Origin of the sequence: Allobosea sp. OK403, from assembly GCF_900113835.1 — a bacterium.
Classification (GTDB): domain Bacteria; phylum Pseudomonadota; class Alphaproteobacteria; order Rhizobiales; family Beijerinckiaceae; genus Allobosea.
Window position 1 is genome coordinate 366,656 of record NZ_FOQV01000001.1, and the last position, 26,962, is coordinate 393,617.

19 protein-coding genes are annotated in these 26,962 nt (G+C 64.6%); 10 read left to right on the forward strand and 9 right to left on the reverse strand.

From position 1 onward, the window contains the following. Positions 1-81 precede the first annotated feature (81 nt). The 3 genes from BMZ97_RS01650 (at position 82) to BMZ97_RS01660 (ending at position 2,591) form a co-directional block, all read left to right on the forward strand. Positions 82-1,512: an aldehyde dehydrogenase family protein gene (locus tag BMZ97_RS01650; RefSeq protein ID WP_092164821.1), complete on the forward strand. Its 1,431-nt coding sequence runs from the start codon at positions 82-84 to the stop codon at positions 1,510-1,512. Between the two features lie 163 nt (positions 1,513-1,675). Continuing rightward, complete coding sequence (locus BMZ97_RS01655) at positions 1,676-2,101, forward strand: hypothetical protein (RefSeq protein ID WP_092164823.1); 426 nt, start codon at positions 1,676-1,678, stop codon at positions 2,099-2,101. An 82-nt stretch (positions 2,102-2,183) separates the two neighbouring features. Then, positions 2,184-2,591, forward strand: a complete 408-nt coding sequence (locus BMZ97_RS01660; RefSeq protein ID WP_092164824.1) for a GFA family protein — start codon at positions 2,184-2,186, stop codon at positions 2,589-2,591. A 193-nt stretch (positions 2,592-2,784) separates the two neighbouring features. Here the strand turns inward: BMZ97_RS01660 and BMZ97_RS01665 are convergent, their stop codons facing one another. Continuing rightward, a complete protein-coding gene (locus BMZ97_RS01665; RefSeq protein ID WP_244546191.1) occupies positions 2,785-3,939 on the reverse strand; it encodes a Gfo/Idh/MocA family protein in 1,155 nt (384 codons plus the stop codon). Positions 3,940-4,052: 113 nt separating this feature from the next. On the opposite strand from BMZ97_RS01665, the gene BMZ97_RS01670 reads away from it, so the two are divergent. Next, a complete protein-coding gene (locus BMZ97_RS01670; protein WP_092164826.1) occupies positions 4,053-4,919 on the forward strand; it encodes a LysR family transcriptional regulator in 867 nt (288 codons plus the stop codon). A gap of 78 nt (positions 4,920-4,997) precedes the next feature. Here BMZ97_RS01670 and BMZ97_RS01675 read toward each other — a convergent pair whose 3' ends face one another. From BMZ97_RS01675 to BMZ97_RS01685, 3 genes are all read right to left on the reverse strand, one after another. Next, positions 4,998-6,557 carry an oleate hydratase gene (locus tag BMZ97_RS01675; protein ID WP_092164827.1) on the reverse strand — a complete coding sequence of 520 codons (1,560 nt, stop codon included), beginning with the start codon at positions 6,555-6,557 and terminating at the stop codon, positions 4,998-5,000. Between the two features lie 291 nt (positions 6,558-6,848). After that, positions 6,849-7,625 (reverse strand): C40 family peptidase, encoded by a 777-nt coding sequence (locus BMZ97_RS01680; protein WP_092166480.1) that lies wholly within the window; start codon positions 7,623-7,625, stop codon positions 6,849-6,851. Positions 7,626-7,693: 68 nt separating this feature from the next. Continuing rightward, on the reverse strand, positions 7,694-8,311 hold the full coding sequence (locus BMZ97_RS01685; protein WP_092164828.1) for a ParB-like protein: 618 nt from the start codon (positions 8,309-8,311) through the stop codon (positions 7,694-7,696). Positions 8,312-8,679: 368 nt separating this feature from the next. Here BMZ97_RS01685 and BMZ97_RS01690 point away from each other — a divergent pair, with 368 nt between their 5' ends. The 5 genes from BMZ97_RS01690 (at position 8,680) to BMZ97_RS01710 (ending at position 18,499) form a co-directional block, all read left to right on the forward strand. Next, positions 8,680-9,951, forward strand: coding sequence for an MdtA/MuxA family multidrug efflux RND transporter periplasmic adaptor subunit (locus BMZ97_RS01690; RefSeq protein ID WP_092164829.1), 1,272 nt, complete (start codon positions 8,680-8,682; stop codon positions 9,949-9,951). Further along, positions 9,948-13,055, forward strand: coding sequence for an MdtB/MuxB family multidrug efflux RND transporter permease subunit (locus BMZ97_RS01695; protein WP_092164843.1), 3,108 nt, complete (start codon positions 9,948-9,950; stop codon positions 13,053-13,055). The genes BMZ97_RS01690 and BMZ97_RS01695 overlap by 4 nt, the downstream gene beginning before the upstream one ends. Positions 13,056-13,058: 3 nt before the next feature. Then, on the forward strand, positions 13,059-16,334 hold the full coding sequence (locus BMZ97_RS01700) for an efflux RND transporter permease subunit (RefSeq protein ID WP_092164848.1): 3,276 nt from the start codon (positions 13,059-13,061) through the stop codon (positions 16,332-16,334). A gap of 228 nt (positions 16,335-16,562) precedes the next feature. After that, positions 16,563-17,990, forward strand: coding sequence for an efflux transporter outer membrane subunit (locus BMZ97_RS01705; RefSeq protein WP_092166482.1), 1,428 nt, complete (start codon positions 16,563-16,565; stop codon positions 17,988-17,990). Between the two features lie 245 nt (positions 17,991-18,235). After that, on the forward strand, positions 18,236-18,499 hold the full coding sequence (locus tag BMZ97_RS01710; RefSeq protein ID WP_092164854.1) for a hypothetical protein: 264 nt from the start codon (positions 18,236-18,238) through the stop codon (positions 18,497-18,499). An 86-nt stretch (positions 18,500-18,585) separates the two neighbouring features. Here BMZ97_RS01710 and BMZ97_RS01715 read toward each other — a convergent pair whose 3' ends face one another. The 3 genes from BMZ97_RS01715 to hmgA form a co-directional block, all read right to left on the reverse strand. Beyond that, the gene (locus BMZ97_RS01715; protein WP_092164856.1) at positions 18,586-20,115 is read right to left on the reverse strand and encodes a Do family serine endopeptidase; all 1,530 of its coding nucleotides are present in this window, start codon (positions 20,113-20,115) and stop codon (positions 18,586-18,588) included. Between the two features lie 181 nt (positions 20,116-20,296). Beyond that, complete coding sequence (locus BMZ97_RS01720; protein WP_092166484.1) at positions 20,297-21,016, reverse strand: glycine-rich domain-containing protein; 720 nt, start codon at positions 21,014-21,016, stop codon at positions 20,297-20,299. Between the two features lie 91 nt (positions 21,017-21,107). Further along, complete coding sequence (gene hmgA / locus BMZ97_RS01725) at positions 21,108-22,427, reverse strand: homogentisate 1,2-dioxygenase (RefSeq protein ID WP_092164858.1); 1,320 nt, start codon at positions 22,425-22,427, stop codon at positions 21,108-21,110. Positions 22,428-22,660: 233 nt separating this feature from the next. On the opposite strand from hmgA, the gene BMZ97_RS01730 reads away from it, so the two are divergent. Next, on the forward strand, positions 22,661-23,725 hold the full coding sequence (locus BMZ97_RS01730; RefSeq protein WP_092164860.1) for an LLM class flavin-dependent oxidoreductase: 1,065 nt from the start codon (positions 22,661-22,663) through the stop codon (positions 23,723-23,725). Between the two features lie 229 nt (positions 23,726-23,954). Here the strand turns inward: BMZ97_RS01730 and BMZ97_RS01735 are convergent, their stop codons facing one another. Then, a complete protein-coding gene (locus tag BMZ97_RS01735; RefSeq protein WP_092164862.1) occupies positions 23,955-25,193 on the reverse strand; it encodes a c-type cytochrome in 1,239 nt (412 codons plus the stop codon). 2 nt (positions 25,194-25,195) lie between these two features. Beyond that, on the reverse strand, positions 25,196-26,962 hold the full coding sequence (locus tag BMZ97_RS01740; RefSeq protein ID WP_092164864.1) for a GMC family oxidoreductase: 1,767 nt from the start codon (positions 26,960-26,962) through the stop codon (positions 25,196-25,198).

Below are 26,962 nucleotides of genomic sequence, written 5' to 3' on the forward strand. Positions count from 1 at the left end.
GCCTGCAATCATTGCCGGCGCGGGCGGTTCCGGGCGGTCGGGAATAGTCCCCTGCTGAGATCAGCCTTCGGAGAACGCATCATGTCGCACGCCTTGCAATTCTACATCGATGGTCAGTGGGTGGCGCCCTCGGGGAACAGGACGCTCGACGTGATCGATCCCTCGACGGAGGAAGCCTTCGCCACGATCGCGCTCGGCGAGCAAGCCGATGTCGACAAGGCGGTCGCTGCCGCCCGCGCGGCCTTCCCGGCCTTTGCCGCGACCTCGCGTGCCGAGCGCCTGGCGCTGATGCGCCGCCTGGCCGAGGCCTATAAGGCGCGCTATGCGGATATCGCCGACGCGCTCTCGCGCGAAATGGGCGCGCCGAAGGAACTGGCCCACCGGGCGCAGGCCGGCATGGGCACCGCTCATCTGGCGAAGATGATCGAGACGCTGGAGACCTTCGAATTCGAGGAGCTGCGCGGCACGACCCTGATCGCCAAGGAGCCGATCGGCGTCGTCGGCATGATCACGCCGTGGAACTGGCCGCTGAACCAGATCATGTGCAAGGTCGCGCCCGCGCTTGCCGCCGGCTGCACCATGGTGCTGAAGCCCAGCGAGATCGCTCCGATCAACGCCATCATCTTCGCGGAAGTGATGCATGAGGCCGGGGTGCCGAAGGGCGTGTTCAACCTCGTCAATGGCGACGGGCCGACGGTCGGCGAGGCGATCTCGCGCCATCCGGGCGTCGACATGGTCTCCTTCACCGGTTCGACCCGCGCCGGCATCCTCGTCGCCAAGGCCGCGGCCGATACGGTCAAGCGCGTGCATCAGGAGCTCGGCGGCAAGTCGGCCAACATCATCCTGGACGATGCCGACCTGCAGAAGTCGGTGAAGCTCGGCGTCGAAAGCGTCATGCGCAACTCCGGCCAGTCCTGCAATGCACCGACGCGGATGTTCGTACCCGCGGCGCTGCATGATCAGGCGGTGGCGATCGCCAAGGCGACGGCCGAGCCGCTCAAGGTCGGCGCACCCTCGGCTGACGGCGTCTTCCTCGGGCCGGTGGTCAGCGAGGTCCAGTACAACAAGATCCAGAAGCTCATCGAGGCCGGCATCAAGGAAGGCGCCGATCTCGTCACTGGCGGCTCCGGCCGGCCGGAGGGCCTCAATCGCGGCTACTATGTTCGCCCGACCGTTTTCGCCAATGTCACCGATGAGATGGCGATCGCGCGCGAGGAGATCTTTGGCCCCGTGCTCTCGATCCTGCCCTATGGCAGCGAGGATGAGGTGATCGAGCGGGCGAACGACACGCCTTACGGCCTCGCCTCCTATGTCCAGTCCGGCTCGCTCGATCGCGCCCGCAAGGTCGCGGCCAAGATGCGCAGCGGCAATGTCTACATCAACTACCCGGCCTGGGACGCAGGTGCGCCCTTCGGCGGCTACAAGCAGTCCGGCAATGGCCGCGAATATGCCGGCTTCGGTCTCGAGGAGTTCCTCGAGATCAAGGGCACTGTCGGCTACGAGGCGGCCTGAGAACGGTCATCCCGCGGCGGGGGCGTTTTCGCCCCCGCCGTAACGGGCCGGCGCGAAGGCTCATGCCTTCTAAGCACCATGCCCGAGCCGCAATCGGTTGAGACAAGCAAACCGCGCCGGGGGCGACGGCCGACGACATGCCTGTGACAGCCAGGATGTGCCCATGCTTGTATTTCCGATCGGTTCCGCCCTTTGCGCCCTGGCCTGCATGCTGGTGCATTACGAGTTGCTGCGGCTGCTCTCCTGCAGCGCGCCCAAACTCTCGATCGCGCCGCGACAGAGGATCATCTACGTCGTCGCCGGCGCGCTCGGCAGCCATGTCGTTCAGATCAGCTTGTTCGCGCTCATGCTGTGGGTGCTCTCCATCAGCGCCCGGACGCAGATATTCGGGGCCGGGATTCCCGGCTCGTTCAAGCAATCCCTCTATGTTTCGTTCGAATCCTATGCGGCGCTCGGGAGCAACGAGACGTTCCTCTACGGGCCGCTGCGCCTGTTCACGGGCGTCGAGGGGCTTTCGGGCCTCGTCTTCATCGGCTGGACCTCGGCCTTCACCTATTGGTGCATGACCCAGTTCTGGAACGACCATTGAGGCGTGGCGGCGGATACAGCGCTCGTTGTGGGATTCTTGGGCGCAAGATTCGTAACCTTCCAAAAAAACTGGAGGTTCTCCAATGGCGCGTGCGCAATGCAGTTGCGGTGCCCTGACACTGACGCTTCCGGAGGCGTCGAGACAGGTTGTTGTCTGCCACTGTCTCGATTGCCAACGCAGGAGCGGTGGCCCGTTCGGCGTTGGCGCCTTCTATCCCGCCGAACCTATAACCATTTCAGGAGACCAGCGGGAATTTACGCGCTCGGCCGCAAGCGGTGGGAAGGTTCACAATTTCTTTTGCCCGAATTGTGGATCGACGGTCTATTGGAAGGCCGACAATTTGCCGGGGTTCATCGGCGTTGCTGTCGGCGCGCTGGCAGACCCGCAATACCCGGCTCCTTCTCGATCCATCTTTGAGCAAGCGAAACATCATTGGGTTCAGATTGACGGTGTCGCGGAGCGCTTTCAACAAGGCAGCGCGAAAAAATGAAAAGTGAGATTAGCCTCAATCACTATCGTGCATCGATTTCGGTACTTTGGGCCGTCACCAGCCAGTTTCCGCCAGTTTATGGTTCCGGGCCCTAGAGCAATTTCCGATCCAGCTGGATCGTTCAATTGCTCTAGATCTTTGTTTTGACGCGTTTTCTTTACGCGCACCGGTGTCAACTTCGCTCGAAAACACTCTAAAGGGATACGCGCCTTCCGCTCTCGGCGGCGCGCTCGATGGCGTCAATGACACGATGCACAGCCACGGCATCATCAAAACGCGGTGTCGTGCGCGTGCCGTGTCGCAAATCATGAGCCATTCCGGCATAGACATGCGCGACATTGCCCGGCTCGACAGCTTCCGGCCAGCCGGCGCGATATGAGGCTGGCACCTCGATGGGCCGGAATGCCTTCTCCTCGCCCCTGATCCCTTTGAGGGCAAGCTGCACCATCTGTGTGTGACCGGACGGGCCTGAGACCCGGATGTCGCCCTTTGTTCCGTTGATCTCCCAGAACAGGCCATCGCCATCGCGCGGTTCGCCGCCGCGATAATGCAGCGAGACAGGCACGCCACGGGTCAGCATCCCGGAGATGAGGACCTGGTCGGGGGCGGATACGGGCATGATCTCGCCAGTGTCGACCACAAGCGCGGTTGGGCGCCGCGTCGCCAGCGCCGCCGAAACCTCCCTGACGGGCCCGAGCACGCTCGTAAGCGCTGCCAGCGTATGGCCCACCGGGATCGTCAGCATGGTGGCGCCATTGCTGCGATCCAGCAGATAGCCATAGGTTTTCTTGTCGGGAATGCTGCCTCCGCCCTGCAGGGCGCCGCCCCAAGCGACAAGCGTGGTCGACAGCACCTCGCCGACGAAGCCGTCCGCGATAAGCTGCTTCAGATATGCGATTTCCGGCGCAAACGGTGCCTGTGTGCCGACGACACCCAGAATGCCTTTTGCCTCCGCCAGCGCGGCCATCTCCTCTGCCTCGGCCAGGCCATTGCCGAGCGGCCATTCGCAATAAACGTGTTTGCCTGCTGCAATGGCCGCTTTCACGATCTCGAAGTGAGGGGGCACCTTTACGGCGACGGTCACGATATCGACCTCCGGCGCGGCGACCAGCTCCGCGACAGTGTCGAAGGCACGGGAAAGCCCGGTCTCGGCAATGGCGGCTTCGGCGCTCGCCCTGCTCGAATTGGCGACGCCTACGATCTCGAAGCTGTCTGAGAGCGCGCGCAACGCCGGCACATGGGATCTTGCAGCCCAGCTCCGGCCTGGCTGCAAGCCAACAATGCCGACCCCAAAACGTTGACCTGACATGATGCTTCGTTCTCCTGGATACCGTGTCGGCTCTGCCATTGGCGTCATCTGGCCATCGTGGCTAGCCGGCCGGTTTCGGTCCCCAAACTATGCCCGCGCGCTCTCCGCAAAAATTCGGTATATCTGCCAGCGATCCTTGAGAATTCGCACAGATGACCGATTGGGAAGACATCCGCCATTTTCTGGCTGTGGCCGAATGCGGCACGCTCTCAGGAGCGGCACGCAAGCTGAAGGTTGATCATGCGACAGTGAGCCGGCGGCTCGCAGCGCTCGAAATGGCGCTCGACACCCGTCTGGTCGACCGGCTGCCGCGATCCTGCCGTCTGACGGCTATCGGGGAAGCCGTGCGCGAGCGCGCCCTCACGATGGAGGCCAGCGCAGACGGCATCGCCCGGCTGGCAAAGGCCGCGCATGCGCCGCTCGTCGGCCGCGTCGCGGTCAGCGCGCCTCCTGTCCTTGTCGCGCCACTGCTGGCTCGCCATCTCGCACGCTTCCATGACGAGCATCCCGACATCCGGCTGTCGCTCGCGGCGCAAGGCGAGCAGGTTTCGCTGAGCCGTCGGGAAGCGGATGTCGCCGTTCGGCTGGTGCGACCCGACGAGGCTGGCAGTGTCACGCGGAAGATCGGTGCGATGCCTTTCGGCCTCTACGCCCACCGCTCGTATGGCGATCTCGCTGCGCCTGAGCGTTGGCAATTCATCGCCTTCGACCAGGCCTTCACCGACATGCCTCAGCAGCAATGGCTGCTCGGCATTGCGGGCGATCGCCCGATTGTTTGCGAATTGAACTATATCAGCGAGCACCTGATAGCAGTGCGGGCCGGGGTCGGCGTCGCCGGTCTGCCCTGCTTCCTGGGCGAGGCTGATTCCGATCTCGTCAGGATCGATAGAAACGCGCCGTCCTTCTCGCGCGATATCTGGCTCGTCGTCCACCGCGACCTGCGCAATTCGAGGCCGGTGCGCGCGGTCATGGATTTCGTCGCCCAGATTGTTGCCGAGGAACCGTTGCTGAAGGCGTAGACCGCAGATTGCTGCTGACACGCTTCTCTCGGCAAGTGGATACCGGTTCGCGTGAAGAAAATGCGATAAAACAAGGAGCTAGGCGAAGGCCTTTTCGATCGTCTCGACAATGACCTTGATCGATCTGTCGTGCCGGGTGATCGGCGGGATCTGCTGATCCAACCCCAGGAGCTGATAGACCGCCGTCTGCGCCACCCGGATCGAATATTCCACGGTGAAGACCACGTCGTCCGGAATTTCGACGAATTGGCTGATGAAGGCCAGGTTCTTCGAATTTTTCGGCACCGGAAGCGGCCGGTCGCCCTTGGCGCGGGGCATGAACATGCTGGTGATGTAGGGCAGGTTGCAGGGGATACAGGTCGCGCCATCGAAGACGCTGGGATCGAAATTGAGATGCCCGCATAATTCACGCAGGATTTCGGCGCCGCTGCATGCCGACATCGGCTTCGGCACGAAATCTCCGACCCGGTCCGGATGGAGCGCATAGCCCCAGAGTACCTGCAGATTGGCTGGCTGATCGATGAAATGTGGCTGGTGGTAGAGCACCACCGACATCAACCAGTTCGAATCCTTGAACGTCACGAGGCCGCCGGTGCCGGCTCGGTTACCTGAGAACCGCTCCATCTTGTCGAAGAAGGCAGGGGTGCTGCAGGTGACTGTGAAGGATTCCCAGTAGGATTCGGGAATCGAGCTGTTGAAGACGGCGGGATTGCCGAATTCCGGCCGGTCGGCTGCGATCTTTTCCCAAAGCTCCCAGCCATGGCTGTCGGCCTTGGTCAAACGCTTCGGCGGGCTGGTCATCGTACCCAGGCTGGTGGCGTCGGTCATCGAACCATTCTGGAAAAACACCAGATCGCCATCCTTCACCGTCAGCGATTCCAGCTTGCCGTCACGGCTCAGAGAGAGGCCGGCGACGCGCAGCTTGCCGGCCTCGTCGATCAGCTCCATGTCGGTGACGCGCACACCGTTCTCGAAGCGGACGCCCTTTTGCTGAAGCCACTCCAGCAATGGGCGCACGATTGCGTCGAACTGGTTGTAGACGGTCCGCTTGACGCCACCCAGCGTTTCGATGCGCGGGAACTCGTTTATGAAGCGATGCAGATAGCGCTTCAGTTCCACGGCGCTGTGCCAAGTCTGAAAAGCGAAAGTGGTCTGCCACATGCACCAGAAATTGGTCTGGAAGAATGGCGGCGAGAGCCAATCGGTGATGCGGCTTGCGCCCAGCTCCTCCTCCGATGTCTCGGCAAGCCTGACCAGTTCGATGCGGTCCTGCATGGTGAAGCCCATGGTCGAAACGTCGATCTTGAAGCAGTTGTGATCGATGAGGCGCGCCTGCGAATGCGCCTTTTGCTCCTCGTTGAAGGCGACGGTTTCCTCGTAGACGGTCTTGCTGGGATTATCGATTGACGGGATGCCCTTCAGCAGGTCCCAGGTGCACTCGTAGTGATCCGTGGTCAGCATGCGACCGCCGCGTAGGGAATAAGCGTGGTCCGCCAGCCTGGTGCCGTCGAGGCTGCCGCCGACCAGCGACAAACCTTCATAGATGGTGATATCGCTGCCGACGACACCGCCGTCACGGATCAGGAAGGCGGCGCCCGCAAGCGACCCAATGCCGCCACCGATGAAATGAGCTTTCATGACAACCTCCGCTTAGAGGGCTGGTGGTGATGAAAGTCCCGCCCCGGAACCGTCTGGGGTTCGCGTTCTCCGAAACTCACCAGCATTCGATTGCCGGCGTTACGGCAAATATCTTATCTCAAGATCACAGATGCGCTCTTGAATGACAAGTCTTGGCGCGAGGCGTGGCATGCCTGGATAGGAATAGGACAGACATGCCCCCTCCAGCGTTGACGCCCAGTACAGTGGTATTTACCTATTGTGCATGATCGTGCTCCGAAACGACCATTGAGGTGTGGCGGAAAACCGGCCTCAAGGCCCGTCCGCCCAGGTCAGGCCCTTGTAGTTGAAGCCCTCCACGATGGTTGGCTTGACGATCTCGAAATAGGGCGAGATGTCGAAATCGGCGGGCGCATAGAGGCTGTGGTGCCGGATATGCAAGAGTTCCTGACGGCGCCAGCTGCTGATGCCGCGCTTGACCGCTGCGCCCTGCTCGATGCGTGGCAGGATGGGGTAGCCGATGCGCCCGAACGCCTCAGCGAGCAGCGTCGAGCAGATCGCCCGGGTCGGCTCTCCCGATCCCAGCGCGATCATGCGTCGCCGCCAGCGTGAGGGGATGGGCGGTGTCGGCAGCAGATAGCGGGCAAGGTCGACGATGTTGCGCATGTCATAGCGGATGCCGAGGCGCGAGATCATGAAGTTGATCAGTTCGTCGCGATCGCTCTCGATCAACCCGACGGGCCGGCAGATGCGGGTGTGAAACCGCGCCAGGCTCGAGAGTGGAGCCGACCTGCAACCCGCATCGAGGACGACTTCGATCAAGTTGTGGCGCTCGCTGCCGTCATCGGGCGCCCCAAGCACGTCCCCGACATAAAGCGCGGCATGCGACCAGGTCGACTGCGTCAGGTATTTGACCGCCGTTGCGATCGTGCTGGAGCCGGCGACCAGCACGACATCGCCCGGCCGCAGCGTGCGCCGCAGCGCATCCGGATCCGACGGGATGAAGAGCTCCTGGCCGGGCGTCTCGCGCAGCAGCACGCGGGCCAGCCTGTGTCCGAGCCAATCGAGAGCCGTATTGGATTGCCTCATCGCAGTGCCGCCTCGCGCCATGCGCCCCGGGATAGCCTTCGTCCGGCAGCTCCGGATCGCGCCAATGGCTAGCCCTCTATGGGACCGCACCATCCCGGCAGGTAATTCGCCTCCTGGCTCCTTGCCAGATCGAGTGCCTTGACCACCGCTGCTTCGAATGCGCTCACGACGCGCTTGCGCGAGATGCGCCGCCGCAGGAAATCGGCCCAGAGGAACTCGGAGAACGGCGTCACATCCTTGGCGAAGCCGCCGGCGCGCCGGAGCTCTCCGGCGAGTGACCGGTAGGGGTCGTCCTTGAGGTCGGCGATCCGCTTGGGAATGTCGTCGACGCTGCGGCGCACGCCCTCGGTGTCGTAGGGATGGGTCCAGGCGCGGTGTTCGCAGAACGTCCAGAAGCTCTGCCTGGTCAGGCTCGACAGATTAGACACCACATTGACGAGCACCTCCTCGACGCCTTCCTCGTCAAGCGCGCGCGCCAGGTGATGATGGTCGAGGATGTAGAAGCGTTCCTTGGGGCCCTTGAGCACCGGGATCATGTGCCTGCCCAGGAATTCCTGCGCATGCACGCCGTGCTTCTCGCGCCAGAGCCGGCGTTTGGCTTCGACCTCGCGCAGGCCGACCGTCATCTGGGTCGGCCGGAGCTCGCTTATCCGCACGGGGTGAAGGATGGGCTCTCGCGTCGTCATCAGGGTCACCTCGCATCGGGGCAGAAAAACTCGGTGTGGAATTCCGGTGTGCATGGCTGATAGGGCACGATCGACCGGTCTTGACGGTATTCCATGGTGGCCCATGGATAGGACGGGAAAAAGCCACATCTGTGGCTAGGTTGGCGTGTGCGGATTCGGCCCAGATCATGTCGCATTCGAACGGAAGCGTCCGAATGCGAGAAGCATGATCGATTCTAAAAGTTTAGAGCATTGCTCATGCGAAAAACCGGTGCCTACTTTTTCGCGCAATGCTCTAAGGCCAGCGCCAGCAAAAGCGGGATGGACGCTCGGCGTTTGCCCGACTGGTGTATCGTCGCAGTGGAGATCGAAACAGTGACGGTGCGTCGATGAACCAGAAGCCTGTGTTCCCGAAGCTGCCCCCCGACAGCGAGGCGCCCGCAGTGCCCGTGCGGAGATCGCGCCTGCGCTCGCCCGTCATCTGGCTGCTCCTCCTGCTCGTTGCCGGCGGCGCGCTCTGGTGGAGCCGGCGACAAGCCGCCGAGGCGCCGCCGCCGGGGCGCGGCGGCCGCACGGCCGTGCCGATGTCGATCGTGCCGGAAATCGTTAGGAAGGGCGATATCGCGATCAATCTCGACGCGCTGGGAACCGTCTCCTCGCTCGCGACCGTCACGGTCCGCTCGCAGATCAGCGGGCAACTGGTCCGGATCGATTTCAAGGAAGGCCAGGACGTCAAGAAGGGCGATCTGCTCGCCGAGATCGACACGCGCCCCTATGAGGCGGTCCTGGCGCAGATGAAGGGGCAATTGGCGCGCGACGAAGCCCTGCTCAAGGGCGCGCAGGTCGATATGGCGCGCTATCAGGGCCTCTCCGCCCAGAACGCCGTTTCCCGCCAGACGCTCGATACCCAGACCGCGCTGGTCGCCCAGTATGAGGGAACGGTGGCCGCCGACCGCGCCCAGGTCAACGCGGCCGAGGTCAATCTGCAATATTGCCGGATCGTCGCGCCGGCGGATGGCCGCGTCGGCCTGCGCCAGGTCGATCAGGGCAATTACGTCACCCCCGGGGACACCAACGGCCTCGTGGTGATCACCCAACTGGCGCCGATCAGCGTCCTCTTCACGATGCCGGAGGATAATCTGCAGGCGATCTCGGCGCGGTTGAGGAGCGGTGCGACGCTGCCGGTCACGGCTTTCGACCGCGCCGGCGCCAAGAAGATCGCCGAGGGCGTCCTGCAGACCTTCGACAGCCAGATCGATTCCACCACAGGAACAATCAAGCTGCGCGCACAGTTCGGGAATGAGGGCAGGACGCTCTATCCGAACCAGTTCGTGAATATCCGCCTGCTGGTCGATACGCATAAGGACGTCACGCTGATGCCGACGGCCGGCGTGCAGCGCGGGGTGCCGGGAACCTTCGTCTATCTCGTCAATGCCGACGCCACCGTTTCCGTCCGCAAGGTCGAGCTCGGGATCAGCGATGGCGAGCATGTCGAGGTCCGTTCGGGGCTGAACCCGGGCGACGCCATCGTCATCGACGGCGCCGACAAGCTGCGCGACGGCGCGAAGATCAGCGTGCGCTCGGAAAGCGGTGCGGGCCCGGCGCAGCCAGAACAACCGGCAGGCGGCAGGCGGCGGCAGAACGGCGGCCGCCAGCCATGAGCCCGTCGCGGCCCTTCATCCTGCGGCCGGTCGCGACCACATTGCTGATGGTCGCGATCATGCTGTCGGGCATCCTGGCTTTCCGCTTCCTGCCGGTCGCGGCCCTGCCTGAAGTCGACTACCCGACCATCCAGGTTCAGACCTTCTATCCGGGCGCGAGCCCGGATGTGATGACCTCTTCGGTCACGGCGCCGCTCGAGGTCCAGTTCGGCCAGATGCCGAACCTCAACCAGATGAGCTCGGTCAGCTCCGGTGGCGCATCCGTCATCACCTTGCAGTTCGGGCTCAACATCACGCTCGACGTCGCGGAGCAGGAGGTCCAGGCCGCGATCAACGCCGCCGGGAACCTGTTGCCCTCGGACCTGCCGGCGCCGCCGATCTACGCCAAGGTCAACCCGGCCGATGCGCCGATCCTGACCCTGGGGCTGACCTCGGCGACCATGCCGCTGACGCAGGTGCAGGACTTCGCCGATACGCGGCTGGCACAGAAGATCTCCCAGCTCCCGGGCGTCGGGCTGGTCAGCATCAGCGGGGGGCAGCGGCCGGCAGTGCGCATCCGCGCCGATATCCGCAAGCTCGCCGCCTATGGCCTGAACATCGACGATTTGCGCAGCACGCTCGGCACCGCCAATGTCAACACGCCCAAGGGCAGCTTCGACGGCCCCTTGCGCGCCTCGACGATCAACGCCAACGACCAGATTCGCACCGCCAATGGCTACAGATCGCTGATCGTCGCCTACAAGAACGGGGCGGCCGTCCGGCTCAGCGACATCGGCGAGGTCGCCGACGGTTCGGAAAACGACAAGCTCGGCGCCTGGATGAATGCGGCGCCGGCCATCATCCTGAATATCCAGCGGCAGCCCGGCGCCAATGTCATCTCTGTCGTGGAGGGCATCAAGGCGCTCCTGCCGCAGCTCAAGGCGTCGCTGCCGGCCGCGATCGACATGGCCGTACTCACCGACCGCACCATCACCATCCGCGCCTCGGTGCGGGATGTGGAATACGAATTGACGCTGGCGGTGGTTCTCGTCGTGCTGGTGATCTTCGTCTTCCTGCGCAGCACGCGCGCGACGCTGATCCCGAGCCTGTCGGTTCCGCTGTCGCTCGTCGGCACGCTGGGTGTGATGTACCTGAGCGGCTTCAGCCTCAACAACCTGACCTTGATGGCACTGACCATCTCGACCGGTTTCGTCGTCGACGACGCCATCGTCGTGATCGAGAACATCTCGCGCTATATCGAGGAGGGCGACACGCCGCTTCACGCCGCCTTGCGCGGTTCGGAGCAGATCGGCTTCACCATCATCTCGCTGACGGTGTCGCTGATCGCGGTGCTGATCCCGCTGCTGTTCATGGGCGATGTCGTCGGCCGGTTGTTCCGGGAGTTTGCGATCACGCTTGCCGTGACGATCCTGATCTCCGCCGTGGTCTCGCTGACCCTGGTGCCGATGGCCTGCGCGAAGCTGCTGAAGGCAGCGACCGAGACCCATGAGAACGGCTTCCAGCGCTGGAGCCGCGAAGCCTTCGACGGCATCATCGCGGTCTATGCCCGCATGCTGAACTGGGTGCTCGATCGCCAGACCTTGGTGCTGCTGGTGGCCCTGGCGACCTTCGGGCTGACGGGCCTGCTCTACGTGACCATCCCGAAAGGCTTCTTCCCGCTGCAGGACACCGGCGTCATCCAGGCGATCTCGGAGGCGCCGCAATCGGTGTCCTACGCCGCGATGGCCAAGCGGCAGCAGGCGCTGGCGAGCGAGATCCTGAAGGATCCCGATGTCGAGAGCCTGTCCTCCTTCATCGGCGTGGACGGAACCAACAGCACGCTCAACAGCGGCCGCATCCTGATCAATCTCAAGTCGCATGAGGAGCGGACCTCCAACATCGCTGCGGTGATGCAGCGCCTGCAGGAGCGCACGGCCTCTCTTCCGGGTATCACGCTCTACATGCAGCCGGTGCAGGACCTGACCGTCGAAGGCACCGTCAGCCGGATGCAGTATCAATTCATTCTGCAGGATGCGAGCGCCGACCAGCTTGCCGAATGGACGCCCAAGCTGGTCGACAAGCTGAAGGAGCTTCCGCAACTGGCCGATGTCGCGAGCGACATCTCGGCCCGCGGGCTCGCCGTCTTCGTCGATATCGACCGCGACCAGGCGGCGCGCTTCGGCATCACGCCGGCGACGATCGACAACGCGCTCTACGACTCCTTCGGGCAGCGTATCGTCTCGACGATCTTCACCAACTCCAACCAGTACCGCGTCATCCTCGAGGCCGATCCGCAGCTCCAGAAGTCGCTACGCTCGCTCTCGGCGATCCATCTGCCGTCCTCGGTCGGCGGGGGACCGGTGCCGCTCGACGTGGTCGCGAGGATCCGCGAAGGCACGGCGCCGCTCCAGGTCTCGCATCTCGGCCAGTTCCCGTCCGCCACGGTCTCGTTCAACCTGGCGCCGGGCGCCTCGCTCGGCGAGGCCGTGACCGCGATCAAGCAGGCGCAGGCCGAGATCGGCCTGCCCGAAAGCGTGGTCAGCACCTTCCAGGGCGCGGCCCAGGCCTTCCAATCCTCGCTCTCGAACCAGATCTGGCTGATCCTGGCGGCGATCGTGACGGTCTATATCGTGCTGGGCGTCCTCTATGAGAGTTTCATCCATCCGCTGACGATCCTCTCGACCCTGCCATCGGCGGGCATCGGCGCGCTCCTGGCGCTGATGGCAGCCGGGCAGGAGCTCACGATCGTCGCGATCATCGGCATCATCCTGCTGATCGGCATCGTGAAGAAGAATGCGATCATGATGATCGACTTCGCGCTCGACGCCGAGCGGAACGAGGGCAAGACGCCGCGCGAGGCGATCTACCAGGCCTGCCTGCTGCGTTTCCGGCCGATCCTGATGACCACGATGGCGGCGGTGCTGGGCGCGCTGCCGCTGATGCTGGGAACCGGCGCCGGCTCGGAGCTCAGGCATCCGCTCGGCATCTCCATCGTCGGCGGCCTGCTGGTCAGCCAGGTCCTGACCCTGTTCACGACGCCGGTGATCTATCTCTGGTTCGACCGCCTCGCGGTGCGTTTTGCCGGGCGCGAGCCCGGCATCAGCCCGGCACGAGAGACGAGCTAGGCGATGAGCCTGTCCAGCGTCTTCATCCGCCGCCCCGTCGCCACGACGCTGCTGACCTTCTGGCTGGCAGCGGCGGGCGCAGTCGCCTTCTTCCAGCTTCCGGTCTCGCCGCTGCCGGAGGTCGATTTCCCGACGATCTCGGTGCAGGCGTCCTTGCCTGGCGGCAGCCCGCAGGATGTCGCGACGACGGTCGCGAGCCCGCTCGAACGCCATCTCGGGCAGATCGCCGACGTCTCGGAGATGACCTCGTCGAGCAGCGTCGGATCGGCGCGCATCACCCTGCAATTCGGGCTCAATCGCGACATCAACGGCGCGGCGCGCGACGTGCAGGCGGCGATCAATGCTGCCCGCGCCGACCTGCCGACGAGCCTGCGGGCCAATCCGACCTATCGCAAGGTCAATCCCGCCGACGCCCCGATCCTCATCCTCACCTTGACCTCGGACACGCTGACGCGCGGGGCGCTCTACGACGCGGCATCGACCGTGCTGGCGCAGAAATTGTCGCAGGTCGAAGGCATCGGCGAGGCCGTCGTCGGCGGCGGTTCGTTACCGGCCGTGCGTGTCGAGCTCATCCCCCAGGCGCTCTACAAATACGGCATCGGCCTGGAGGATGTCCGCGCCGCGATCGCCAGCGCCAATGCCCATAGCCCGAAGGGCGCGATCGATGTCGGCGACCGGCGCTATCAGATCTATGCCAGCGATCAGGCGGAGAAGGCGGCGCAGTACAGATCGCTGACGATCGCCTATCGCAACGGGGCCCCGGTGCGCCTCTCTGATGTCGGCGAGGTGGTGGATTCCGTCGAGAACCTGCGCAATTCGGGCCTCGCCAATGGCAAGCCCAGCGTTCTCGTCATCCTGTTCAGGCAGCCGAATGCGAACATCATCGGCGTGGTCGACCGTGTGAAGGCGCTGTTGCCGACCTTGCGCGCCTCCGTCTCGCCGGCAATCGACATCGAGCCGGCTGTCGATCGATCGACGACCATCCGCGCCTCCCTGCACGACGTCGAGCGAACCCTGGTGATCGCGATCCTGCTCGTCATCGCGGTGGTCTTCCTCTTCCTGCGGGACTGGCGCGCGACGCTGGTTCCGATCGTGGCCGTCTCGGTGTCGCTGATCGCGACATTCGCGGCCATGTGGCTGATGGGCTACAGCCTCAACAACCTGTCGCTGATGGCGCTCACCGTCGCGACCGGCTTCGTCGTCGACGACTGCATCGTGGTGCTGGAGAACATCACGCGCCATATCGAGGACGGCATGGAGCCGCGCGACGCTGCCCTCAAAGGCGCCCAGGAAGTCGGCTTCACCGTCCTGTCGATGAGCCTGTCGCTCGTCGCCGTCTTCATCCCCATCCTGCTGATGGGCGGCATCGTCGGACGCCTGTTCCGCGAATTCGCGATGACGACCTCGCTGGCGATCATGATCTCGCTGGCGGTCTCGCTGGCGACGACGCCGATGATGTGCGCGGTCCTGCTGCGCAAGGAGACCGGCGAGCGCCATGGGCGGCTCTATCGCGGCAGCGAGCGGGTCTTCGAATGGATGCTCGACGGCTACCGGAGCAGCCTCTCTTTGGCGCTGCGCCATCCCCGCGCGATCATGCTGATCTTCGCTTCGGTCCTGGGCCTGAACGTCTATCTCTACGACATCATCCCGAAAGGCTTCTTTCCGCAGCAGGACACCGGGCGGATCGTCGGCGCGATCCAGGCCGACCAGAGCATCTCCTTCCAGCTGATGCAGCAGAAGCTCGCGCAGTTCGTCGCCATCGTCCGGCAGGATCCGGCTGTTGACACCACCGTGGGCTTCACCGGCGGCGGGCAGACCAATTCCGGCAATGTCTTCATGTCGCTGAAGCCCATGGCCGAGCGCAAGATCTCGGCGGACCAGGTGATCGCCCGTCTGCGGCGGGAGCTCTCGGCGGTGCCCGGCGCAACCCTGTTCCTGCAGGCCGTGCAGGACATCCGCGTCGGCGGCCGCGCCGGCAACGCGCAATATCAATACACGCTGCAGGGCTCGACCCTCGAAGAACTCTATGAATGGGCCCCGAAGATCACGGCCGCGCTGCAGGGGCAGCCCAATCTCGCCGACGTCAACAGTGACCAGCAGAACAAGGGGCTCCAATCCAACCTCGTCGTCGATCGCGACACGGCTACCCGCCTGGGCATCTCGATGAGCCAGATCAACAACACGCTCTACGACGCCTTCGGCCAGCGCCAGGTCTCGACGATCTTCGTCGCGCGCAACCAATATCATGTGATCATGGAGGTCGCGCCGCGCTTCTGGCAGAATCCGGAGACGCTGAAAAACGTCTATATCAGCACCTCCGGCGGATCGGTCGGCGGCTCGCTTGCGACCAATGCGGTCTCGGGAACGGTGGCGGCGGGGAAGTCGGCCTCGGCGAGCTCGGCCAGCGCCAATGCCGCCCGCAACCTTGCGACCAATTCCATTGGCCAGACCGGGCGCGGCACCGCCTCGAGCGGGTCGGCGGTCAGCACTTCCAGCGAAACCATGGTGCCGCTATCGACGCTGGCGCGGTTCGAGCAGGCCTCGACCCCCTTATCGGTCAATCATCAGGGCCTGTTCGTCGCCAGCACCATCTCGTTCAACCTGCCGCCGGACGTCTCGTTGAGCGCGGCGGTCGAGACGATCGAGGCGACGATGAACCGCATCGGCGTGCCCGCCACGATCCGCGGCAGCTTCCAGGGCACGGCCCGGGCCTTCCAGGCCTCGCTGAGCAACCAGCCTTATCTCATCCTTGCCGCCCTGATCACGATCTATCTGGTGCTCGGCGTGCTCTATGAGAGCTATGTCCACCCGCTGACGATCCTTTCGACCTTGCCGTCTGCCGGTGTGGGGGCTCTGCTCGCATTGATGGCGTTCAACACGGAGTTCAGCATCATGGCGCTCATCGGCGTCATCCTGCTGATCGGCATCGTCAAGAAGAACGCGATCATGATGATCGACTTCGCGCTCGACGCCCAGCGTACGCGCGGCCTGTCCGCCTTTGACGCGATCCATGAGGCGTGCCTGCTGCGCTTCCGTCCAATCATGATGACGACCATGGCGGCGATGCTCGGCGCCTTGCCGCTCGCGATCGGCCTGGGGGAGGGCAGTGAGCTCAGGCAGCCGCTCGGCATCGCGATCGTCGGCGGTCTCATCCTGAGCCAGGTCCTGACGCTCTATACGACCCCGGTGATCTATCTCTACGCCGACAGGTTCCGCGCCTGGTGCGAGCGCTTGAAAAACACCGGCAAAACGCCGGCTTCACCGGGTGCGGCCTCATGAGCGGGGCATTCTTCCAGAGACGGCAAGATTTCCAAGGACAACAAGGCTTGCAAGGGCAGCAAGAGGGCTGCTTGCGGCCGGCCAGATGCTATACGAAGACGATGATCGAACCCGAACCTTGCAGCCGTGAACGGCATTCTGGTGCGGCGGACGCAAGTGCGGGCGAGGTGCGGAATGCGTGATGATGTTGCGTTCGGGCCGGCTGTTTCCGCTCCGAAGATCGGCGTCATGCCTCGCCTCGCGCCGCTCGCCGCGCTCATCGTGATCGGGATGGGACTGTCCGGCTGCATCCTCGGCACCGAGCGGCCCGACGCCAATCTCGAGGTGCCGGCGAGCTATCGTGCCGGGCCGCGCGCGCCCGACAGCGCCGTGCCGGCGCTCGATTGGTGGCGCGGCTTTCGCTCGAGCGAACTGACGCGCTTGATCGAGAATGCGCAGGCCGCCAATCTCGACATCGCCGTGGCCGTGGCCCAGATCCTCCAGGCCGACGCGCAGGCCGGTATCGCGGGCGCGCCCCTGCTGCCTTCACTGACTGGGACCGGAACCGCCGAGCGGCTGCGCTCGGCAAACTCGTCGAGCGGCAGCAGCGCAAGCTCGCGCTCGACCTCGCAGTTCAACGCCGGCCTCACGGCGAGCTACATGATCGATTTCTGGGGCAAGAACCGCGCGACGCTCTATGCGGCGGAGGAAAATGCGACCGCGGCGCGCTATAACCGCGACGTGGTGGCGCTGACCGCGACCGCGACCGTCGCCAACACCTATTTCGAGCTCCTGACGGCGCAGGACCGCCTGCGCATCGCGCGCCGCAACGCGGCCTCGGCCGAGCGCATCCTCACCCTGATCAAGCAGCAGTTCACAGCGGGAACCGCATCGCAGCTCGAAGTGTCGCAGCAGGAGACCTTGGTCGCGACCCAGCGGGCCTCGATCCCCCCGCTGGAAATCACCTTGCGCCAGAACAGCGCCACGCTCGCCTTGCTGGTCGCACGGGCGCCGGCGAAGTTCACGGTGGGCGGCGGAAGCCTCGCCAGCCTCGCGGTGCCGCGCGTCACGCCGGGCATTCCCTCGGAGCTCTTGCGGCAGCGGCCTGACGTCATGCAGGCGGAGGCGCAACTCGCCGCCTCCAATTTCAGCGTCGAGTCGGCGCGCGCCGCCTTCTTCCCGCAAATCCAATTGACGGCCAATACCGGCTTTCAGAGCAAGGCGCTGTCGTCCTTGTTCGGGCCCGGTGCGTGGTATTACACCCTCGCGGCCGGCCTGACCCAGCCGATCCTCGACGGCAATCTGCTGAAGAGCCAGCTGGAGCAGGCGCAAGGGGCCCAGCTCGAAAACCTGCAGGCCTATCGCAAGGCGGTCCTATCGGCCTTCACCGATGTCGAGAAGGCCCTCATTGCACTTCAGCAGACGAGCTTGCAGGAGCGTTTGCAGGGTGAGGTCGTGGCCAGCTCGCGCCGGGCCTTTGAGGTGGCTGAAGCGCAGCTACGCGGCGGCACCGTCAATCTGGTCAGCGTGCTTCAAGTTCAGCAGACCTTCTTCACGGCCGAGGACAATTTGGCGCAAGTCCGCCTGACGCGCTTCCAGGCGGCGACGAGCCTGTTCCAGGCCCTGGGCGGCGGCTGGACGCGGGCTCCAAAGCCTGCGGCGCCAAGGCAGTTCTGAGCACCACGATCTCAAATGCCGCCGTGAGCGGCCGCCTGGCCGGCATGTTATGATTCATATATGAACGAGTGGCGGAAGTGATTGTTCCGGCATGCGTTTTCGCGCGCTTAGGGAATTGAAACGCCTGCGGCGCAGCTTATCTCTCAGGGTGAGGAACGCAGAGGCGCTGCGGCTTCGGTCGGAAATTGCGATCGCGGCCGAGATTGCGCTCCCGTTCAGGCGTTCCCTCTTTTGGAGGTAACGTCATGCGTCATTTTATCATCGTCGCGGGTTTCGCCGCCTTATCCTTCATGACGCCGGCGCAAGCCAGCGCGCCCTGGGAAGCGGCCTGCGCCTACAAGATGCCCTCGGGCATTCCCGGACAGGGCTGGACCAATATCGCGGATGACTGCGCGCGTCTGCTGTTCTGTCAGAAGATGGCGAACCAGGGCGCGGCCAATCTCGAGCAGATGGGCTGTTTCGGCTTCACGCCCGAACAGACCAGCCCGAGCAGGCATGGCCACGGTTGAATTCCACAAACTTTCCAGGCGGATGGCCGACCGAGTTGAACATCCGCCTGGAGATTTTCAGTAGCCTCAGGCCTTTTTCAGTCGCCTCAAGCTTTGGGCAGCGGGAAGGCCATGAACAGCGCGCCTTGTGCTGTCTTGATCTTCAGCAGGACAGCCTTCTTGCCGTCCTGAGCGGCGCTCGCGATGCCGGCCTTGACCTCGGCCGGCTGAGTGACGCTCCTGCCGGCGACTTCGAGGATCACGTCGCCCTTGCTCAGCCCCTTGCTCGCAGCCGGGCCGTTGGGGTCGACGCGGGCGATCGTGACACCTTGTTCGGCGGCGCCATTGGATGACTTGGCGTGAGATGAGTTCGCATGCGATGGCTTGGCCGGAGCGAGCAGGACGCCGAGGACGGAGGCGCCGCCATGCGGCTCCGCGATGACTTCAGCGACCTTCTCTGTCTTCAGCGGGGCGAGCGCCACGTTCAGGGCCAGCTCCTTGCCTGAGCGCAGAACGGCGATCTCCGCCTTGTCGCCTGGTTTCAGCGCGCCGACACGGCGCGTCAGGTCGCGATCGTCCTTGACGGGCTGGCCGTTGAGCTTGGTGATCACGTCGCCCGACTTGACCCCCGCATCCGCCGCCGGCGTGCCGGGCAGGGCGCTGTCGACCAGCGCTCCCGAGGCGTCGTCGAGGCCGAGGCTGTCGGCGATGTCGCGCGTCACCGGCTGGATCTGCACGCCGAGATAGCCACGCTGAACGGCGCCGCCTTGTTGAAGGGCTGCGACGACCGTAGAGACCGTGTCGGCGGGAATGGCGAAAGCCAGGCCGACGCTGCCTCCCGACGGCGAATAGATCGCGGTGTTGACGCCGACGACCTCGCCTTTGAGGTTGAAGGTCGGCCCGCCGGAATTGCCCTTGTTGATCGGGGCATCGATCTGCAGGAAATCGTCATAGGGCCCATTGCCGATGTCGCGGCCGCGCGCGGAGACGATTCCGGAGGTGACGGTGCCGCCGAGCCCGAACGGATTGCCGATCGCCACGACCCAGTCGCCGACCTTCGGCGTGTCCCTGGCCAGCGAGACATAAGGGTAGTCACCCGGCGCGAGCACCTTCAGCAGTGCGAGATCGGTCTTCGGATCGGTGCCGATGACCTTGGCCTCGAGCACCTTGCCGTCTTCCGTCGTGACGGTGACGACCTTGCCGTGCTCGACGACATGGTTGTTGGTGACGACATAGCCATCCGCCGAGACGAAGAAGCCGGAGCCCTGCGCCATGCCTTGCCGGGGCGCCTGCCGGGGCTGCGCGCCGCCATTCTGTTCGAGCCGCTTGAACAGCTCCTTGAGCTGAGGCGGCAGCTTGTCGAGCTCGTGGGAGACCTCGCTGCCGTTGTCGGCCAGGTTATCGATCAGGACCCGCACCGAGACCACGGCGGGCTTCACGCGCTCCACAATGGGGGAAAAGGACGGCACGGCCTGCGCCTGCAGGTCCGAGGTCACGACCGCTGCGGCGCGCGCCGGATTCGTATAAGCGATCATCGCACCGCCGAGGGCGCCCGAGGCAACGAGCGCAAGGCCGGCAACCGAAGCGAGCAGGCGCCGGCGACGCCGATTGGGGAAAGGCTCAGCAAGATCCGACATCGGAACTCTCCGTTGGCCGGGCCGCCCATATGCGACCCATCCTCGAAAAAATAGGCCTTCCGAGGTGCCCGCGATCTCACCGGCGCATTACGGTTCTTTCACGTTGTGGCGGCAGCTGGATTTCGCGTTCCGTCCCGCATGGTTTGGCCGACCGTGGCAATGCCGGCGGCTGGAGGAACAACTAATCCCCGCCACCGCCGCCGCAACCTCCGCCATCGCCTCCGCCTCCGTCACTGCCGCTGTCGCTATCCGACCCGCTGCTGTCACTGCTGTCGCTGAGACCGTCTGTCCCGCCGTCATAAGAGCTGTCGGAAAAGTCGCCGCCGCATTGCGAGCCGGCATCGCCGTTGCGGCGCAGTTGCGCGCAATCGGGATAGTAGCGATAGCCGCCGGGAATGTTCAGCTTCACGTCCAGCGCGAAGAGCAGCGGCAGCCGCGACGGGTTCGCGGGATTGATGCCATCCTCGCGACAGCACAGGAGCCAGACACGGCGCAGGCCGGTATTGTCCTGCTTGCGGCCCTCAGCCAGAGCGACCGCCGGCGTATGGTGCAGAAACCCGCCGAAAGCCTGACGGCAAAAATCCTGATAGGCGCGGGTGTAGAGGATGAACTCGTGCCACAGATCGTCCGCCACCTGCGAGGGCATGGCGACATATCGCTGCCCGCTGTTGAGATAGGCGAGAAAGAACTGCCGCAGGCCCTGGGCGACGAGGGCCGTCTCCTTGCGGGTAAAGCTGGGATGATGATGGGCCGCAAGCTTGTCGAGCAGGCCCGGCGGCCAGCTGTAGTTGCGAATGTACTCGGCCCGCTGCAGGCGGCGATGGGCTGGCCAGATCACCAGCCCGACGACCAGAACGCCGCCCAGCGCCAGGCTCAGCGCGCCCGTCAACCAAACTGTCATCATCGCTCCCCCGCAGCGGCCCGCCACGGGGATCAGATCACGAGCGCGCCGCCGATGCATCCCCATAGGGCAGGCAGCAGCGTGCCGATCCTCACCAATCCGGCGTGATCTTCGTCGGGTCGAAGCGCTTCTTCAGCCCATCCCAGCACTCGATGTAGTTGCTCTGCAAGGTCGCGAGTTCGGAGGCGAACTTCGTCAGCTTCTGCGGGAAGCGGCTCTCGAACATGAAGGCCAGCGTATTGGTGAGCTTGACCGGCTTCTGCTCGCCGGTGCTGGCATGCTCGAAGGCGCTGGCGTCGGGCCCGTGCGGCAGCATCATGTTGTGCAGGCTGAAGCCGCCGGGCGTGAAGCCTTCAGGCTTGGCGTCATAGACGCCGTAGATCAGCCCCATGAACTCCGACATGATGTTGCGATGGTACCAGGGCGGGCGGAAGGTGTTCTCCGCCACCGCCCAGCGTTCGGGGAAGATGACGAAATCGATATTGGCGGTGCCCTCGCTTTCGCTGGGCGAGGTCATGACGGTGAAGATCGACGGGTCGGGATGGTCGAAGGAGATCGCGCCGACGGGCGAATAGCGGCGCAGGTCATATTTGTAAGGCGCGTAATTACCGTGCCAGGCGACGACGTCGAGCGGCGATTGGCCGATCTCTGTCCGATAGAGCTCGCCGCACCATTTCACGGTCAGGCGGCTTGGCGTTTCCCTGTCCTCATAGCTTGCGACGGGGGTGAGGAAGTCGCGCGCATTGGCGAGGCAATTGGCACCGATCGGGCCGCGATTGGGCAAGGTGAAGACACCGCCATAATTCTCGCAGACATAGGCGCGGGCGGTGGCGCCTGCGAGTTCGCAGCGGAAGATCACGCCGCGCGGGATGATGCAGACCTCGCCGGGCTCGATTGCGATGACGCCGAATTCGGTGTGGAAGCGCAGGCTGCCTTCCTGCGCGACGATCAGGAACTCGCCGTCGGCATTGAAGAAATAGCTGTCGCGCATCGAGCGGTTCACCAGCAGCAGATGGGCGGCCATGCCGCTTTGCGCCTCGACATCGCCGGCCGTCGTGATGGTGAAGAGCCCGCTGATGAAGTCGCGCTCGCCCGCGGGGATCGGCACCGGCCCCCAGCGTAACTGGCCGATCGGCAACTCCGACTCGCCCGCATTCGGCGCGGAGCGGATCGCACCCTTGTCTATCTTCTTGTAGCGGCCCGAATGCTTCACGCTCGGGCGGATGCGGTAGAGCCAGGAGCGCTCATTGTTGACGCGCGGGGCGGTGAAGGCCGAACCGCTGAGCTGTTCGGCATAGAGCCCGTAATTGGCGCGCTGCGGCGAGTTGCGGCCGACCGGCAGGGCATGGGGCAGGGCCTCGGTCTCGAAGCTGTTGCCGAAGCCGGACATGTATCCTTCGCTCATCGTCATCTCCTCAAGCCGGATGATTTCAGATGGGACCACACAATGGTCCCATCTGAAATCTGAATCGGCCTCTCATCAAGAGTGAGAGCAGGGTCGATGCGAAAAACTGGTTCCCGCTTTTTTGCATTCTGCTCCAGCGCCGAGCGCGGCTGGCGCGGCGCGGCACGCGTGACTAGCTAACGCAATGATCCACGCGCCAAGCCGCGGGACGACTGGACGCGCCGCGGAAGGATGATGCCATGACACCGGCCCTCGAATTTGGCCTCGACACCTTCGGCGATGTGACAACGGGGCCAGACGGCGTCCTGCTGTCCCATGCGGCGGTCATTCGCAATGTCGTGGCGGAAGGTGTCCTGGCCGACGAGGTGGGCGTCGATTTCTTCGGCATCGGCGAGCATCACCGCGAGGATTTTGCGGTCTCCACGCCCGAAATGGTTCTGGCGGCGATCGCGGCGCGAACCAGCCGGATCAAGCTCGGCTCCGCCGTGACCGTGCTCTCGTCCGATGACCCGGTCCGGGTCTTCCAGCGCTTCGCGACGCTCGACGCCGTGGCGAAAGGGCGTGCCGAAATCATCCTCGGGCGCGGCTCCTTCACCGAGTCCTTTCCGCTGTTCGGCTTCGAGCTCGACCAGTACCAGACGCTGTTCGAGGAGAAGCTCGACCTCTTCGCCGAGCTCATCGCCAAGAAGGCGGTGACGTGGAGCGGGACCACGCGCGCCTCGCTCACCGACCAGCGTGTCTTCCCGCCGATCGAGACGGGAACCCTCAAGACCTGGGTCGGCGTCGGCGGCAGCCCCGAATCCGTGGTGCGCGCGGCCAGATACGAATTGCCGATGATGCTGGCGATCATCGGCGGCGATCCCTTGCGCTTCAAACCCTATGTCGAGCTCTACAACCGCGCCTTCAGCCAGATGGGCCGGCCGGTCCAGCCCATCGGTGTGCACTCGCCCGGCTATGTCGCCGACAGCGACGCGCAGGCGCGGGAGGAGCTCTGGCCGGACTTCAAGCGCATGCGGGACCGGATCGGCGCCGAGCGCGGTTGGGGGCCGATGAATCGCGCCGAGTTCGATCAGGAGGCCGATCGCGGCTCGCTTTATGTTGGAAGCCCCGAAACCGTGGCGCGGAAGATCGCGAACACGGTGAAAGCGCTTGGCGTTTCGCGCTTCCAGTTGAAATACAGCGCCGGCTCCTTGCCCCATGACCGGCTGATGCGCAGCATCGAACTCTACGGCATGAAGGTCATGCCGCTGGTGCGGGAGCTCCTGGACGGAGAGCCTGGCTGGAAACTCCAGCCCTCATCCTGAGAGCCTGACCTGAAATGCCCCGCTGATATTAGTGGCTCTGTCTTGACCACCCACGCGCTGTCATTCCGGGCGCAGCCCTCGGGTCCGATCTTCGATCGGCCCAAGGACAGGCTCCGCGAGGACCCGGAATCCATCGTAGAGTTCGGTGGCCTCCGATGGATTCCGGATCTGCGCCGCTGACGCGGCTTGTCCGGAATGACGGCGCGGGTGATGGAAGCGAGCCGTCCCGTCAGGGCTGCAGGCTGGTCCGCAACGAAGCCACGTCCTTGGCCGAGACGGCCGGGGCGGCATTGCCCCAGCTGTTGCGGACATAGGTGAGGACGGCGGCGACGTCCTGGTCGCTGAGATTCCAGGCGAAGGAGGGCATGGCCGGTCCCGTTGAGGCCGCTCTCGTGGTGCCGGCCCGGCTTCCGGCGAGCACGACGCGGATCAAGGTTGTCGGGTCGTCCGAATTCACCAGCGGCGCTTGGGCCAGGCGCGGGAACAGTTTCGGCACGCCAGCTCCGGTCGCGACATGGCAGCCCATGCAGCGATCGGCGAAGACCGCTTGTCCGGCCGCCATCAGCTTGTCGCCGGCGGGCAAGGGCGCGGGCGCCTTGGCTTCGCCGTTGCGGCCCGCCTTGAGGTAGACCGCCACGGCCTTCAGATCGGCCTCGCTCCAATGCTGTGAGGATTTCTCGACCACCTCGGCCATCGGGCCCGAGGCGATGTCGAAGCGATTGGCGCCGGTCTTCAGATATTGGACGATCTCGTCCTCGCTCCAGGCGCCGATGCCCTTATGCGGGTCGGCGGTGATGTTGGGCGCGAACCAGCCCTGCAGCGTCGCGCCTTCGAGGAACTGGCTGTTTTTGTCGCCGCCGATCAGGTTCTTGGGCGTGTGGCAGGTGCCGCAATGGCCCAACCCCTCGACGATATAGGCGCCCCGATTCCAGTCGGGCGACTGCTTCGGGTCAGGCTTGAATTCGCCTTGCGTGAAGTTGAGCAGGTTCCAGCCGATCAGGCTGGCGCGGATGTTGAACGGGAAGGGCAGCTGGTTCGGCTCGATCTTGTTCTTCACCGGTTCCAGCGTCTGCAGATAGGCCCAGATCGCCGCATTATCCTGCGCCGACACCTTGGTATAGGCGGTGAAGGGCATGGCGCCGTAAAGGTGATAGCCGCCCTTGCCGATGCCCTTCGACATCACGCTCTGGAAGTCCTGGAGCGACAAACGGCCGACCCCGGTCTCGATATCGGGTGTGATGTTGGGGGCGACGAGATTGCCGAAGGGTGTCTGCAGCACGACGCCCCCGGCGAAAGGCGGCAAGCCGGGCGCCGTATGGCAGGCGGCGCAGTCGCCCAGAACGGCGAGGTCGCGCCCCTTCTCGACCTGCGAGAAGGCGGCGTCGCCGGTGACCTGTGCGCCGACCGGGATGGCGGCGACGACCAGCGCGGCAAACGCGGCCCCGCCGAGCCGTTTGGAAACGGGCATCCTCATGCGCTCACCAGGGGGCCGGGGTTCTTGAGATAGAGCCGGCGGATGGCGTCGGCCGCCTTGAAGGCGAGTGCGCCGACGGTTCCCGTCGGGTTGTAGCCGGGGTTCTGCGGGAAGGCCGAGGCGCCGACCACGAAGAGATTGGGCACATCCCAGCTCTGCAGATATTTGTTGACCGCGCTCGTCTTGGGATCCGCGCCCATGACGAAGCCGCCGACCACATGCGAGGACTGGTAGGGGCCGGTGTTCCAGTGCCCGGTCATGGGATGGGCAACCTGCTGGCGCGGGTTCATCGCCTTGGCGATGCCGGCGACCTTGTCGGTGCAGTATTGCGACATCTTCAGGTCGTTCTGCGAGAAGTCGAAGGTGATGCGCAGCAGCGGCCGCCCGAGCCGGTCGGTATAGGTCGGGTCGAGCGAGAGGTAGTTGGTGCGCGTCGTATAGCTCGAGGCCTCGCAGCCGATCGACATGGAGCTGAGGTAGTTCTTGACCGTCTGGCGCTTCCAGTTCGAGCCCCAGAGCGGCGTGCCGGGCGGCGTCGGCCGATAGCCGATCGGGGCCGCGCCGATCGGCGTGACGCGGATGCTGCCGCCGCCGAAGAAGCCTAGGCCGGAATGGTCGAAATTGTCGTTGTTGAAATCGTCGATCCCCATGCCGAGCGCACCCGCGCCGATGAAGGGGTTGAAGTTCTTGTCGTCGAAGAAGAGCTGGACGCTGTTGGCGGTCTGGTAGGCGTAGTTGCGCCCGGTCGTGCCCGTCTGGGTTTCTGGGTCATAGGGCGTGCCGACGCCCGAGAGCAGCATCAATCGCACATTCTCGAAGGTGAAGGCGGTGACGATGACGAGATCGGCCGGCTGCTCCCATTCCTTGCCGGAGGTGTCGACATAGACGACACCGGTGGCGCGCTTGCCGGTGGCGTCGAGCGTCACCCGCAGCACCTCGGAATTGGTCTGTGCCCGGAAATTGGATTTTCGCGTCAGCACCGGCAGGATGGTGGTGATCGCGCTCGCCTTGGAATAGTTGGCGCAGCCGTAATTGGTGCAGAAGCCGCAGAAGGTGCACGGCCCCATCGTGATGCCGAGCGAGTTCGTATAGGCCTCGGAGATTAGCGCCGAGGGTACCGGGAAGGGCTTGTAGCCTAGATCCTTCGCGGCCTGGGCGAACAGGGTCGGGCCATAGGGCTGGCGCATCGGGCCGGTCGGATACTCCTCTGAGCGCGGCCCCTCGAACGGGTTGCCGCCCTCGCGGATCTGCCCCTTGAGGTTGCCGGCCCGCCCGGAGAGCCCGGCAAGCTGGTCGAACGCCGTGTAGAACGGCTCCATCTCGCTCCAGTCCGTGCCCCAATCCTGCAGGGTGAGCTCAGCTGGAATGGCGCCGGCGCCGTATTTCTCGGTGAGATGGGATTTCAGTCGGAACTCCTCCGGCTGGAACCGGAAGGTGATGCCGGCCCAGTGGTTGCCGGCGCCGCCCGTGCCGTTGCCGGGGTGGAACGAGCCCCAGCTGCGCATCGGCAGCGCCGTCTGCGACGGGGTGTTGCGCGCCGTGACGGTGTTCTGGGCGGTCTGGAGCATCAGCTCCTGGCGCTGGCTGTAGCGCAGCTCGTCCGGAGCGGAGGCGATGTTGAAATCGCGCGCCGTCTCGCGCCAGGGGCCGCGCTCGAAGGCGACGACCTCGAGCCCCTGGTCGGTCAGTTCATTGGCGATGATCGATCCGGCCCAGCCGAGCCCGACCACGACCACATCCGTCGAGGGAAGTTTCGTGGCCAT